Source organism: Mesorhizobium sp. GbtcB19 (assembly GCF_019091085.1).
Taxonomy (GTDB): domain Bacteria; phylum Pseudomonadota; class Alphaproteobacteria; order Rhizobiales; family Rhizobiaceae; genus Mesorhizobium.
Window position 1 is genome coordinate 1 of sequence record NZ_JAGXJY010000007.1, and the last position, 13,441, is coordinate 13,441.

Sequence of the window (13,441 nt, forward strand, 5' to 3'; positions counted from 1 at the left end):
GGCCTCGGCGACCGCGAACAGCGCCGTGCCGGCCATGGCTATGCCGAGCAACGCTAGGTTCATCCGCATGGATCGGGCATAACCTTCCCGGAGCCGACTATCGCGTCGTCGCCAATGCCTGGCACTTCGCCTTCATGAACCCCGCCAGCGCCCCGATCCCGACATTGGATGGCGACATCAGCGCCGACCCGCCCGGCTTCGATCGCACGAAATTTCTGAAGCAACTCGGCGAAGAAATCCCGGCATTCTTCGATCGAGCGTTCTCCCTCGCACCGAATGTGATCAATAGTAGCGTATCGCCATAACAGCCGCGCTACGGCCGGGCTTCCCCCAGCACGGCGAGGACGGCCTCTTCGACACGCGAGCATTCGGTCACCAGCCAGTCGGCCATGGCCGGCCAGTTGTCCTCGGCGTAGCAGTTCACCCGCCACATCGAGTTGATGCCGAGGCCCTCGCAACTCTGTTCCGGCTTGAGCTTCAGCCGCGCCTCGATCGCCGGCTGGAACGGCTTCAGCCGCGACCAGGACTCCGTGGCACCGAACTTTTCATTGCGGCCGAAGAAGACGCCGACATGATTCTGCGCCGGCGCGACATACATCGAAAGCACCAAGGCGAAGTCCGGCAGCCCACGCTGCCAGAACCAGGGCCCACGCCGCGCCATCCTTGGCCTTTCTTCCGGATGCCGCTCGGCGAACAGCGTCCAGAAGCCGCGCTGGCGGAACTCCGAAGCGCGGCGGCCGCCGAAGTCGAACTCATTCATGGCCGGCTGCCCCGTTGCCCGGGAGTGTTTCGAAATTCGTTCTGGCGAGTCATATGATGGCGTTTCGAGAACCGTAGCGTAACGGACATTTGGGTTCGTGCGCAACGGAAGCCCGGAAAACGCCGTCAGGCGGCCAATGCGGCGATCTGGATCTCACGACCGGGATCAGTGCTTCTTATCCGCTGCGCGATGCATAGCGGCAAATTCTGCCAAGGTTGGAAAATGACCTCCGACTTTCGGCTGGGCGAGAGGACGCTTCGTTGCACCCGGCCCCTCCACCCCAAACCTGCGGTCGATCCAAACGCTGGCGAGCCCGATGCTCTCTGCCGGCGCATGATCATGAAACAGACTTTGAGCCACATGAAGGACTTCGTCCTGCTGAATGCCCAGATCCTGCTTCAGCCTGTCGAACAGGAAACGAAAATTGCCTGGATCCGGCTTGTAGCTGCCAATGTCTTCCGCCGTATAGACGGCATCGAAGCTCACACCGAGCTTACGATTGGAGGCCGCGAAACTCTGGTTGTCGACATTGGATAATACGACCAGACGAAAATGCTGTTTCAGATAGGCCAGCGCCTCCCTGGAATCCGGAAAGGCAGGCCAATCCGGCACCGAGGTGCCGAAACGTTCATGCAGATCAGCCTGCGCGGTGATCCCCCAATGTCGAGCAAGCCTTGCGTGCACTGTCGCCAACAGTGTTCTGTAGTGCAGGGAAGGGGTCTCGGCTTCCTGCCGCGTCTCTATTTCCCCATAGGTTTCCAACGCTTCGTCCCGGCTGATTTCGCGATTTGCGAGGCTCAAAAGCGGCTGAAGCGCGTTCCAGATGCCGGTTTCCCAGTCGATCAGCGTGCCATAGACATCGAATGTCAGCGCTTTGAAACGAGTGAAATCCATATCGGTGATCCTCACATCGCATCCTTAGCGCCGCGCGAGGCCGATATCTCGGCAAAACCTTCCGGATTTTAGGCGTTTCCTCCCGTTCTACCGAGTAGATTTCGGCGAACTTCGGCCGGAGTTGAATCTCGCTCTCTGCGCATTGCGCGCGTCAAGGCGCTTTGGTCGGAGTGACCACTGAGAATCGCGATATCCGCGATGGAAAGACGCGGATCGGCAAGCATCCGTTCTGCCGCATCGAGGCGCATTGCAACCAAATGCGCATGCGGAGTGGTCGCCCGCCGCTTGGTGAAGGCTTCATGCAGACGAGTTGGGCTCATCCCCGCCGCTTCCGCGATATCGGCAATGCGGATTGGGTCGGCGAGTTTTCGTTCGATGAACGCCGTGGCTCGTCTTATGGCAAGCTCTGCGCGATCTGGACGATTGGGAGGAGTGACGCGATCCAGCAGCAATGTGGACCAGGCGTGTCGAAGCGACGCGGAAAGCTCCCGCGATCCCGCCTGTACCGCCATGTAGTCGATCAGGCCGTGAATCTCCCGGCCGATCGCAAAGAATGCGGGTATGTCTTCATCCGGCTCCTGGATGCCGCGGCGGGACGGCAGGTCGAGGACAACGAAAGAGTCTGTTTGTTTGGCGTAGAACGCGTGCTGGCAACCGGCGGAAACAAAAGCGCCGGTGCTGCCCGAAACCCGTCCTGATCGGTGCCCCAGATCGATTTCGAGTGCTCCGGAAATGGGCAGGATCACTTGCGGATAGTCGTGCCGGTGCCTCTCGATTTCCCCGGAGTATCTTCGGATTTCAACAACGGTCTCGTTCATCGATACGTCCTGCGCAAGCGCGGGCACCGCCCTCGGTGATGAGACGCCGCCGGCCTCCGGCCACGAACCTTACACCATGCCGAGAGCGGCCTTGTAGAGGTCCAGGATGGATTCCTCTTCCTGGCGCTCGGCTTGGTCCTTCTTGCGCAGCCGCACGATCGTGCGGATCGCCTTGGTGTCGAAACCGGTGCCCTTGGCCTCGGCATAGACATCCTTGATGTCGTCGGAGATCGTCTTCTTCTCTTCCTCGAGCCGCTCGATGCGCTCGATGATGGTGCGCAGCTGGCCGGCGGCTACAGTCTGGCTGGTCTCGGTGATTTCGTCGGCCATTTTTCTCTCCGCGTCTTCTGAGGCCATGGCGATTCCCGCCACGGCAAATTGGAGCGGGTTCCCTGCCCGAGCGGGCGCGGCGGGTCAAGACACTTGTCGAGCGGCTGTGGACGGCTGCTGTCAGCCGCCCATCAATATCGCGCTCCGACTGTCACTTAAAGGCTACGAGCAGATCCTTCGCGTCGATCTGGTCGCCGGCCTTGACCAGCACCTCAGCGATCTCGCCGTCGCGTTCGGCGTGGAGCGCGGTTTCCATCTTCATCGCCTCGATCGACAGCAGCACGTCGCCCGCCTTGACCGCCTGTCCGGCCGCCACGGCAAGCGCCGACACCACGCCGGGCATCGGCGCGCCGACATGCGCCTCATTGCCGGGCTCGGCCTTGCGGCGCGCCTTGGCGGCGGAAGCGCCATGCGCCCGGTCCGGCACCTTGACGCGGCGCGGCTGGCCGTTGAGCTCGAAGAACACGGTGACCATGCCCTTGTCGTCGACATCGCCGAACGCCTGGCAGCGAACCACCAGGGTCTTGCCCTTCTCGATGTCGAGGAAGATCTCGTCTTCCGACTTCATGCCGTAGAAATAGGTCGGCGTTGGCAGCACGCTCACCGGGCCGTAGGTCTCCTGCGCGGCGGCGAAGTCGGTGAACACCTTCGGATACATCAGCCACGAGGCGAACTCGTATTCCGAGAGCTTGCGGTCGAGTTTCGTCTCGATGTCCTTGCGGCTCGCCTTGAGGTCGGCTGCTTTCAGCAGCGAGCCGGGCCGCACGGTGATCGGCTTCTCGCCCTTCAGCGCCTTCTTCTGCAGCGCCGCCGGCCAGCCGCCGGGCGACTGACCAAGATCGCCGCGCAGCATCGACACGACCGAGTCCGGGAAGGCGATGTCCTTGGCCGGGTTCTCGACATCGGCGACGGTGAGGTCCTGGCTGACCATCATCAGCGCCATGTCGCCCACCACCTTGGAGGACGGCGTCACCTTGACGATGTCGCCGAACATCAGATTGACATCGTGATAGGCCTGCGCCACCTCGTGCCAGCGGGTCTCGAGCCCGAGCGAGCGCGCCTGCTCCTTGAGGTTGGTGAACTGGCCGCCCGGCATCTCGTGCAGATAGACTTCCGAGGCCGGACCCTTCAGGTCGCTCTCGAAGGCGGCATACTGATTGCGCACCGCCTCCCAATAGAAGGAGATGTGGCGGATCCATTGCGGATCGAGGCCGGGATCGCGCTCGGTGCCCTTCAGCGCCTCGACGATCGAGCCCAGGCAGGGCTGCGAGGTGTTGCCGGAGAAGGAATCCATCGCCGCGTCGATGGCGTCGGCGCCGCTCTCCACCGCCGCCAGCACCGTCGCCGCCGACAAGCCCGACGTGTCGTGCGTGTGGAAATGGATCGGCAGGTCGGTCGCCTCGCGCAGCGCCTTGAACAGCACGCGCGCCGCAGCCGGCTTCAGCAAGCCGGCCATGTCCTTGACGGCGATGATGTGGGCGCCGGCCGCTTCCAGTTCCTTCGCCAGCCCGACATAATATTTGAGGTCGTATTTGGCACGCGCCGGATCGAGGATGTCGCCGGTGTAGCAGATCGCCGCTTCCACCAGCTTGCCCTCGGCGCCGACCGCGTCCATCGCGACGCGCATGTTCTCCACCCAGTTCAGGCAGTCAAAGACGCGGAACAGGTCGACGCCGCCGCTGGCCGCCTGGCGGACGAAATGCTGCACGACATTGTCCGGATAGTTGGTGTAGCCGACGCCGTTGGCGCCGCGCAAAAGCATCTGCAGCAAGAGATTGGGCGCGGCCTCGCGCACTTTGCTCAGCCGCTCCCACGGATCCTCGGTGAGGAAGCGCATGGCCACATCGAAAGTGGCGCCGCCCCAGCATTCCAGCGACAGCAGCTGCGGCAGCGCGCGCGCATAGGTGCCGGCGATGCCGACTATGTCATGCGTGCGCATACGCGTGGCGAGCAGCGACTGGTGGCCGTCGCGCATCGTCGTGTCGGTGACCAGCACCTGGCGCTGCTCGCGCATCCAGGCCGCGAATTTCTCCGGACCCTGCGCGTCGAGCCTCTGCTTGCTGCCGTCCGGGACGTGGCCGTTGAGATAAGGCACCACCGGTGCGGCCGCATTGGCCTTCGGCATCGGCCGGCCGCGCGTCTCCGGGTGGCCGTTGACGCTGACATCGGCCAGATAGTTGAGCAGCTTGGTGGCGCGGTCCTGCCGCTTCACCTGCTCGAACAGCTCCGGCGTCGTGTCGATGAACTTGGTCGTGTAGGAATTGTCGGCGAAGCGCGGGTGATTGATGATCGCTTCGAGGAAGGTGAGGTTGGTGGCGACGCCGCGGATGCGGAACTCGCGCAGCGCCCGGTTCATGCGTGAGATCGCCTCGCCGGGCGTCGGTGCCCAGGCCGTCACCTTTTCGAGCAGAGGATCGTAGAAGCGGGTGATGACCGCGCCTGAATAAGCGGTGCCGCCGTCGAGCCGGATGCCGAAGCCGGCCGCCTCGCGGTAAGCGGTGATGCGGCCGTAGTCCGGGATGAAATTATGCTCCGGATCCTCGGTGGTGATGCGGCACTGCAGCGCGTGGCCGTTGAGCCTGATGTCCTTCTGCGCCGGCACGCCCGATTGCTTCGTGCCGATGGCGAAGCCGTCGAGGATATGGATCTGCGCCTTGACGATGTCGATGCCGGTCACCTGCTCGGTGACGGTGTGCTCGACCTGGATGCGCGGATTGACCTCGATGAAGTAGAATTTGCCGGTGTCGGCATCCTGCAGGAACTCGACCGTGCCCGCGCCGATATAGCTGGTCTCGCGTGCGATCTTGAGCGCGTAGCCGCAAAGCTCCTGACGCAGCTCTTCGCTCAAGTAAGGCGCCGGCGCGCGCTCCACGACCTTCTGGTTGCGGCGCTGGATCGAGCAGTCGCGCTCGAACAGATGCACCGCGTTGCCGTGGGTGTCGCCCAGCACCTGCACCTCGACATGGCGGGCGCGTTCGATGAGCTTTTCGAGATAGACCTCGTCCTTGCCGAAGGCGGCCTTGGCCTCGCGCTTGCCTTCCATCACCTCGCGCGCCAGGTCGGCTTCGGCACGGATGGCGCGCATGCCGCGGCCGCCACCGCCCCACGAGGCCTTGAGCATCACCGGATAGCCGACCTCCTTGGCCAGCTTCTTGACCTCGTCCATGTCGTCCGGCAGCGGATCGGTTGCCGGCACCACCGGCACGCCGACCTCGATCGCCAGGTTGCGCGCGGCGACCTTGTTGCCCAGCCGGCGCATCGTCTCCGGCTTCGGCCCGATGAAGGTGATGCCGGCCGCCGCGCAGGCCTCGGCGAATTCCGGGCTTTCCGAAAGCAGGCCGTAGCCGGGGTGGATGGCATCGGCGCCGGACAGCCTGGCGACCCGGATCACCTCCTCGATCGACAGATAGCTCTCGATCGGGCCCATATCCTTGGCAAGATGCGGTCCGCGCCCGACCTGATAGCTCTCGTCGGCCTTGAAGCGGTGCAGCGAATATTTGTCCTCTTCCGCCCAGATCGCCACGGTTTTGAGGCCCAGTTCATTGGCCGCGCGGAACACGCGGATGGCGATTTCGGACCGGTTGGCGACGAGGATCTTCGTGATGGCCAAGGACGAGGCTCCATTAGCGGAAGGAAAGCAAACCGGCGCAATGATTAGCGTGAAAATGCTGCAGTGCAAACGAAATTGCGCGACAGCTAAAACGATTTAAATCGCTTGTTTGCGCCAGAACCGTCCCCCAGGCATCGATTGATCAGGCGAGGGCGACCACCAACTCGCGCCTGAGGCAGCGCCATGCGGCTGCTCGATGGCAAACCCACCCAAGAAAAATGCCCGGCGCAAGCGCCGGGCATCCATTACAAGTCGGCTTGAGTTGCCGGCTTATTTCTCGAAGTAGCTGTACTTGCCGTCGTCACCCTTCTTCCATTCGTAGATGACGTAGTCCGGACGGGTGATGTCGCCCTTGGCGTCGTAGCCGATCTCGCCGATGGCCGTCTTCCACGGACCGCCCGACTTGATCACTTCGGCAACTTTCTGCGCATCGTCGGCCGAGCCGACCTTGGCGATAGCCTGCGAGATGATCTGCACGGCGGCGTAGGAGTAGAGCGTGTAGGCTTCCGGCTCGAAGCCGGCAGCGCGGAACTTCTCCACGACTTCCTTGGCGGCCGGATTCTTGCGCGGATCCGGAGCGAAGGTGTTGAGCGTGCCGGCAACGGCGTCGCCGGCGATCGAGGCCAGTTCGTTGGAGACGATGCCGTCGCCCGAGAACAGCGGCGCCTTCAGGCCCTGGTCGGCCGACTGACGGATGATCAGGCCGGCTTCAGTGTGCAGGCCGCCCCAGTAGATCAGGGTGACGCCATTTTCCTTCATCTTGGCGATGAGGGCCGAGAAGTCCTTGTCGCCGACGTTCACGCCTTCATACAGCACTTCGGTGATGCCATTGGCGTTGAGGTTCTTCTTGGTCTCATCCGCGAGGCCCTGGCCATAGGGGGTCTTGTCGTGGATGATGGCGATCTTGGCGTCCTTGAAGTTCTTGGCGATGTAGTCGCCGGCCACCTTACCCTGCTGGTCGTCGCGACCGCAGGTACGGAAGGTGTTCCACAGGCCGCGCTCGGTGAGCTTCGGATTGGTCGCAGCCGGCGTCATGACGAGGATGCCGTTTTCGGCATAGACTTCCGACGCGGGAATGGTCACGCCCGAGTTGAAGTGGCCATCGACGAACTTGACGCCGTCAGCGACGAACTTGTTGGCGACCGAGATGCCCTGCTTGGGGTCGGAGACGTCGTCGCCGATCTCGAGCTTGAGCTGCTGGCCATTGATGCCGCCCGCCGCGTTGATGTCGGCGACAGCCTGTTCCGCGCCCTTCTGCAGCTGTGCGCCGAAGGCGGCGTTCGGGCCGGTGATCGGACCGGCAACGCCGATCAGGATGTCAGCGGCCCACGCGCTGCCGCTGAACGCGATGAACGCGGTCAGCGCAACGGCGGACAAGAGTGATTTTTTCATTGAAACGCTCCCATTTACGGAGTGGGCGTGGATGATACTTTCATGCGATGCCCACCCTTATCGCAGAAAGCATAGAATGCCGATTTTCAGGCACTTGTCACGCCGATTCGTCCCCGAGACGGCGTAATGGTGAACGTCAACCCTTCGGCTTCCAGCTTAATAAGGAAGCTCTTTCATAGAGCCAGTTGTACTGTGTGACCATTTGGTTGGTGCGCGTGTATTGATAGCCGAGAAAGCCCAAGATCATCAGCACGATGGTGTCGATGATATAGTAATGCAGCGAGAACATCGTGCCGTCGAACAGCGCGTGATGGATGAACCTGATGCCGACGCCGAGCCCGATCATATAGAAGAACAGCTGAACATAGCTGCTCCAGGTCTGGGCGGCGGCCTTGCCGGTCATCCATGCCGCCCAGCCGCCCAGCAGGCAGGTGACGAACAGGAACTGCCAGATCGAGGCTTCTTCGTAGATAATGCCCTGCATGATGAAGACCTCTCTCAGTGATGTCCGCCTTCGAGATAGGCGGCGCGCACTTCCGGATTGGCGAGCAGTTCCTTGCCGGTGCCGCTCATCGTCACATTGCCGTTGACCATGACATAACCGCGATCGGCGAGCTTCAGCGCGCCGAAGGCGTTCTGCTCGACCAGGAACACGGTCAGCCCTTGCGACTTGTTCAACTCGCGGATGGCGTCGAAGATCTGCTTGACGATCAGCGGCGCCAGACCCAGCGACGGCTCGTCGAGCAGAAGCAGCTTCGGTCGCGCCATCAGCGCCCGGCCGATCGACAGCATCTGCTGTTCGCCGCCCGACAGCGTGCCGCCGCGCTGGCCGATACGCTCCTTCAGACGCGGGAACAGCGTGAACACCTTCTCGACGTCCTCATCGTAATGCTGAAGGTTGTCGAGGCTGGCGCCCATCTGCAGGTTTTCCATCACCGTCATGCGCGGGAAGATGCGGCGTCCTTCCGGCGATTGGGCGATGCGCAGGCGCGCGATCTCGTGCGTCGGCAATTGGGTGATGTCGGTGCCGGCGAAAGTGATGGCGCCGGTGCGGGCGCGCGGCGCGCCGAAGATGGTCATCATCAGCGTCGACTTGCCGGCGCCGTTGGCGCCGATCAGAGCCACGATCTCGCCCTGGTTGACCTGCACGTTGACGCCGTTGAGCGCCCGGATGTTGCCGTAGTAGGTCTCGACGCCCTTGATGTCGAGCAACGTTGTGCCGGCCATTATTTGCGCCCTCCACGCTTGCCCGCTTCGGGCCTGGCCGCTGCTTCCTTGCCCTTCGAAGCGCTCTCGGCTTTCGCTGCTGGAGCCTTCGCGGCCGGCTTCTTCGGCGCCGCTTTCGCAGTGCTGGATTTCGCGGCCGGCTTGGCTGCGGGTTGGGGCTTGCTCGCGATCGACGCGGCGCGCGCGTCGACCTGCGCCGCCTTCGAAGCGCCTTTCGACACCGTGACCCGCTCGCCTTCGTCAGCGTGTTCGACAGTGTCGGAAACCGGACCCGCCATCATCGAAGCGGAATTGCCAGGACCATGGGCGGAGTCGGGGCCCGTATCGAGCTGCTCGATGACATCCTCGTCGCCGACTTCGACGAGTACCTCTTCCACTTCCTCGTCGTCGACGCCGAGATAGGCGGCGATGACGCGCGGGTCGGTGCGGACCGTCTGCGGGCTGCCGTCGGAGATCTTGCGGCCGTATTCGAGCACGACGACATGATCGGAGATCTGCATGACCACCGACATGTCGTGCTCGATCAGCAGGATCGACGTGCTGTTCTTGATGTCCATCAGGAGCTCGTTCAGCGCGGCCGATTCCTTCGGATTGAGACCGGCGGCCGGTTCGTCGAGGCAGAGAAGCTCGGGACCGGTGCACATGGCGCGCGCGATCTCCAGACGTCGCTGCGCGCCGTAGGGCAGGTCGCCCGCCGGATCATCGGCGCGGTCGACGAGATCGGCCTTTTCCAGCCAATGCCTGGCGAGCTCGATCGATTCGGCCGAGGCCTGACGATAGCTCGGAAAGCCGAACAGGCCAAGGAAGGTGTAGCCCGAGGCCTTCATCAGCTTGTTGTGCTGGGCCACCAGCAGGTTTTCGAGCAGCGTCATGCCCGAGAACAGGCGGATGTTCTGGAAGGTGCGAGCGACGTTGGCGCGTGCCGGGATCTCGTGGTTGGGCAGGCGCTCCAAGAGGTAGGTCGAGCCGTCGCGTTTGTTGAGCGTGATCATGCCCTCGGTGGGCTTGTAGAAGCCGGTGATGCAGTTGAACACCGTTGTCTTGCCGGCGCCGTTCGGACCGATCAGCGCGGTGATCTCGCCGCGCCTGGCCTGGAACGACAGGTCGCCGATGGCGACCAGGCCGCCGAACTTCATCGACAGATGCTCGACCTGCAGGATGAAGTCGCTCGAAGAAGGGGTCGCGTTCATCAGCCGTGGCCCTCCTTGGTGAAGGACCCTGAGACCGCTCTTCGCTCCTTGAGGAAGGCTGTCGGTTCCCGACTGCCGACGAAGCCGCGCGGCTTCCACAGCATGACGATGACCATGGCCATGCCGAACAAAAGCATGCGGTAAAGCTCCGGCGTGAAGTCGGGGCCGAACACGACCTTGAGGAAGTCGAGCTCGCGCAGGATCTCGGTGCCGCCGATCATCACCAGCGCCGCAACCGCGATGCCGCCCAGCGAACCCATGCCGCCGAGTACGACGATGGCGAGGATGATCGCCGATTCCAGGAAGACGAAGGATTCAGGACTGACGAAGCCTTGCCGGGCGGCAAAGAACGAGCCGGCAAAGCCGCCGAACATGGCGCCGGTGGCAAAGGCCGTCAGCTTGGTGGTGGTGGTGTTGATGCCGAGCGAGCGGCAGGCGATTTCGTCCTCGCGCAGCGCTTCCCAGGCGCGGCCCACCGGCAGGCGGCGAAGCCTGATGGTGACGAAGGCGGTGAGGAAGCAGAGCGCCAGGATCAGATAATAGAGGAAGATCTTGTAGTAGGCGCCGGACTGGGCGATGTGCAGCACCTTGGCGATGTAATTCGGGTCAGACACGTTGAACGACATCAGCCCGAAGAATGAGACTTTCGGAATGCCGGAAATGCCGGCCGAGCCGTTGGTCACTTCGCGCCAGTTGATGATCACCAGCCTTATGATCTCCCCGAACGCCAACGTCACGATCGCCAGATAGTCGCCGCGCAACCTGAGCACCGGGAAGCCGAGCATGACGCCCCAGAAGGCGGCCATGCAGCCGGCGGCCGGCAGCAGGATCCAGAACGACAGCCCGAAATGCGTGCCGAGCAGCGCGTAGGCATAGGCGCCGACGGCATAGAAGGCGACATAGCCGAGATCGAGCAGGCCGGCGAGGCCGACGACGATGTTGAGGCCCCAGGCCAGCATCACATAGATCAGGATCTGGATGCCGAAATTGTCGACCCATTTAAGCGAACCCTGGAAGCCGAAAGCGAGCACCATCGCGATCGGATAAAGCAGCAACACGACGATGCCGATCTTGTTGAAGTTCTGGCGCACGAAACCAGGTTCCGCCACGACCGCGGGCGCCTTGGCCTTTTCGGCCTTGGCCCGCTCCATCGCCGGTTGCGCGTAGCCGACATAGAGGAAGCGGCCGACGGCGGTGGCGATGACCACCAGGGCAAGCAGCAGCCAGCGCTGCACCAGAATCAGTTCGTTGCTGATGTTCTGATCGGTTCTTAGACCGATAAACAGAACGAACAGGCCAAGCGCGATGGCGCCGGCATAGAGCCCTTCGCGCAAAGCGCGCTGGATGGGAGGGACGACGGTGTCGCGCTCCGAAGACACGGTAGCGGCCATGAGGATCAGACCTTTTCGACTTCAGGCCGGCCCAGGATGCCGGAGGGCAGGAAGATCAGCACGATCGCCAGGATCGAGAAGGCGGCGACGTCCTTGTAGTCGATGGAGAAATAGGCCGACCACATGCTCTCGATGAAGCCGATCAGGAGCCCGCCGAGCACGGCGCCGGGGAGCGAACCGATGCCGCCGAGCACGGCCGCCGTGAAGGCCTTCACGCCCGGCACGAAGCCGTCCGAGAACACCACGACGCCGTAATACATCAGGAACAGCGTGCCGGCGACGGCGGCAAGGGCCGCGCCCATGATGAAGGTGATGGAGATGGTGCGGTCGACATCGACGCCGAGCAGTGCCGCCATCTTGCGATCCTGCTCGCAGGCGCGCTGCGCCCGGCCGAGCGCCGTTCTGTTGACAAGGTACCAGAAGACCACCAGCAGCACCGCCGTCACCAGGACGATGATGATCTGCTTCAGCGAGATGCTGATGCCGTCGATCGTGTACACCTGGCTGACCATCGGCGGGATCGGCTTGTTGCGCGGACCCTGGGTGACCTGCACGAAGTTGGACAGCGCGATCGACATGCCGATGGCGGTGATCAGCGGCGCCAGCCGGAACGAGCCGCGTAGCGGCCGGTAGGCCACCTTTTCGATCGTCCAGTTGTAGAGGCTGGTCAGCAGCATCGCCACGATCATCATGATCAGAAGCGCCACCACGACCGGCACGGAATAGAACAGCGCGCCGAGGATGAGGAAGACGATGAGGGCGGTGAAGGCGCCGACCATGAAAATGTCGCCATGGGCGAAATTGATCATGCCGATGATGCCGTAGACCATCGTATAGCCGATCGCGATCAGCCCATAGATCGATCCCAGCGTCAGCCCGTTGATAAGCTGCTGGACGAAGTACTGCATATTTATGCGGCTCCCCTGGAATGTCGCCTTTGCGGACGCATTCCTTTTCGTATTTCCCCTAGTCGTAAAGTTTCGAGCCCGGATTGCAACGTGATTTTTCAATCGCTCCGCGTGGTTTGGAAGCACGCTGTCCGATTGCCCGTTTTTTCGCACCCGACCCCTGGACTATCGCGGACCCTATCATTGGCACAACGCAATGTCTTTGACGATTCAACCTTATGATGAGCCTCCTGTCGAAGGAATCAGCGTCAAAATAAGTTGATGAGAAGAATCCTTGCGCAAATCGCGACGCTCCATTTTGGACCGCCGCACATTCCGTTGGGTCAGGATTCCGTCATGTATGACGGCCACGTGACGGCGAGCCGCCTTCCGTGCAGGGCAACCTCGCCGAAATGGAAAAGCCTTGCGGTGAGGTCTCAGTAAGCAGAGCCTCCGTCTCCATCGAGACTATGCTTTTCGGTACCCTTGAGCGGTGGATTGAAGACGCTCACCAGCACCATGTCGCCGGCGCGGTCGGCGCGCAGGAAATGATCGTCATGCGCGTCGAGCACATAGATCGTTCCCGGCTCGACGCGGTGGACGATGCCGGCCATATCCTCGACCTCGCCGCTTCCGGAAATGCAGTAGCAGGCCTCCAGATGCCGCCGGTATTGCAGCCGCGACTCGCTGCCCGCGCGCACAACCGTGTGGCATACCGTGAAGCCCATGCCGTCTTGGCTCGTCAGCAGACGATGGCTGGTGCCATTGCCCCAGTCGACGAAGAAGTCAGTTTTTTCTACATCAGCCAATTGCCTGGTGAACATTGCAGCCTTTCCACGAAGACAGGTTTGTGAAGCGGTAGCGCTTCGAGATCGGCGGCAGAGATCGACTTTTCTATCAGTGACGATTAGATTTCGTGCCGCGACTGAGATCAATGACGTA

At 62.4% G+C, this 13,441-nt stretch carries 11 protein-coding genes and 2 pseudogenes; 1 reads left to right on the top strand and 12 read right to left on the bottom strand.

Annotated elements, in window-relative coordinates; all coding sequences use genetic code 11:
• Nucleotides 1-305: pseudogene (locus tag KVT37_RS14135) on the top strand (hypothetical protein); the annotation flags it as partial.
• Between the two features lie 8 nt (nt 306-313).
• Here the strand turns inward: KVT37_RS14135 and KVT37_RS14140 are convergent.
• The 12 genes and pseudogenes from KVT37_RS14140 to KVT37_RS14195 all read right to left on the bottom strand — a co-directional run bounded on the left by KVT37_RS14140 (nt 314) and on the right by KVT37_RS14195 (nt 13,323).
• Entirely contained in the window at nt 314-760 is a 447-nt protein-coding gene (locus KVT37_RS14140; RefSeq protein WP_217573902.1) for a hypothetical protein, read from the bottom strand.
• Between the two features lie 165 nt (nt 761-925).
• A complete protein-coding gene (locus tag KVT37_RS14145; RefSeq protein WP_308642623.1) occupies nt 926-1,669 on the bottom strand; it encodes a haloacid dehalogenase type II in 744 nt (247 codons plus the stop codon).
• Between the two features lie 53 nt (nt 1,670-1,722).
• The gene (locus KVT37_RS14150) at nt 1,723-2,472 is read right to left on the bottom strand and encodes an AraC family transcriptional regulator (protein ID WP_217573904.1); all 750 of its coding nucleotides are present in this window, start codon (nt 2,470-2,472) and stop codon (nt 1,723-1,725) included.
• Nucleotides 2,473-2,541: 69 nt separating this feature from the next.
• Nucleotides 2,542-2,802: a DUF2312 domain-containing protein gene (locus tag KVT37_RS14155; protein WP_040991643.1), complete on the bottom strand. Its 261-nt coding sequence runs from the start codon at nt 2,800-2,802 to the stop codon at nt 2,542-2,544.
• A 151-nt stretch (nt 2,803-2,953) separates the two neighbouring features.
• Nucleotides 2,954-6,412 (bottom strand): pyruvate carboxylase, encoded by a 3,459-nt coding sequence (pyc, locus tag KVT37_RS14160; protein ID WP_217573906.1) that lies wholly within the window; start codon nt 6,410-6,412, stop codon nt 2,954-2,956.
• A 270-nt stretch (nt 6,413-6,682) separates the two neighbouring features.
• Nucleotides 6,683-7,804 carry a branched-chain amino acid ABC transporter substrate-binding protein gene (locus tag KVT37_RS14165; protein WP_217573908.1) on the bottom strand — a complete coding sequence of 374 codons (1,122 nt, stop codon included), beginning with the start codon at nt 7,802-7,804 and terminating at the stop codon, nt 6,683-6,685.
• 136 nt (nt 7,805-7,940) lie between these two features.
• Nucleotides 7,941-8,288 (bottom strand): DUF6867 family protein, encoded by a 348-nt coding sequence (locus tag KVT37_RS14170; protein ID WP_217573910.1) that lies wholly within the window; start codon nt 8,286-8,288, stop codon nt 7,941-7,943.
• Between the two features lie 14 nt (nt 8,289-8,302).
• The gene (locus KVT37_RS14175; RefSeq protein ID WP_217573912.1) at nt 8,303-9,031 is read right to left on the bottom strand and encodes an ABC transporter ATP-binding protein; all 729 of its coding nucleotides are present in this window, start codon (nt 9,029-9,031) and stop codon (nt 8,303-8,305) included.
• 65 nt (nt 9,032-9,096) lie between these two features.
• Nucleotides 9,097-10,221 (bottom strand): annotated as a pseudogene (locus tag KVT37_RS14180) (ABC transporter ATP-binding protein); the annotation flags it as partial.
• On the bottom strand, nt 10,221-11,612 hold the full coding sequence (gene livM / locus KVT37_RS14185; protein WP_217573916.1) for a high-affinity branched-chain amino acid ABC transporter permease LivM: 1,392 nt from the start codon (nt 11,610-11,612) through the stop codon (nt 10,221-10,223). The pseudogene KVT37_RS14180 and the gene livM, both read right to left, overlap by 1 nt.
• Before the next feature lie 5 nt (nt 11,613-11,617).
• Nucleotides 11,618-12,520 carry a branched-chain amino acid ABC transporter permease gene (locus tag KVT37_RS14190; protein WP_217573918.1) on the bottom strand — a complete coding sequence of 301 codons (903 nt, stop codon included), beginning with the start codon at nt 12,518-12,520 and terminating at the stop codon, nt 11,618-11,620.
• 416 nt (nt 12,521-12,936) lie between these two features.
• Nucleotides 12,937-13,323, bottom strand: a complete 387-nt coding sequence (locus KVT37_RS14195) for an ectoine synthase (protein ID WP_217573920.1) — start codon at nt 13,321-13,323, stop codon at nt 12,937-12,939.
• Nucleotides 13,324-13,441 lie beyond the last annotated feature (118 nt).

Coding starts and splice junctions, on each gene's coding strand:
- KVT37_RS14170 (WP_217573910.1), bottom strand. CDS start 8,288: ATGCAGGGCATTATCTACGAAGAAGCCTCGATCTGGCAGTTCCTGTTC.
- KVT37_RS14165 (WP_217573908.1), bottom strand. CDS start 7,804: ATGAAAAAATCACTCTTGTCCGCCGTTGCGCTGACCGCGTTCATCGCG.
- KVT37_RS14140 (WP_217573902.1), bottom strand. CDS start 760: ATGAATGAGTTCGACTTCGGCGGCCGCCGCGCTTCGGAGTTCCGCCAG.
- KVT37_RS14155 (WP_040991643.1), bottom strand. CDS start 2,802: ATGGCCGACGAAATCACCGAGACCAGCCAGACTGTAGCCGCCGGCCAG.
- livM (WP_217573916.1), bottom strand. CDS start 11,612: ATGGCCGCTACCGTGTCTTCGGAGCGCGACACCGTCGTCCCTCCCATC.
- KVT37_RS14150 (WP_217573904.1), bottom strand. CDS start 2,472: ATGAACGAGACCGTTGTTGAAATCCGAAGATACTCCGGGGAAATCGAG.
- KVT37_RS14190 (WP_217573918.1), bottom strand. CDS start 12,520: ATGCAGTACTTCGTCCAGCAGCTTATCAACGGGCTGACGCTGGGATCG.
- KVT37_RS14195 (WP_217573920.1), bottom strand. CDS start 13,323: ATGTTCACCAGGCAATTGGCTGATGTAGAAAAAACTGACTTCTTCGTC.
- KVT37_RS14175 (WP_217573912.1), bottom strand. CDS start 9,031: ATGGCCGGCACAACGTTGCTCGACATCAAGGGCGTCGAGACCTACTAC.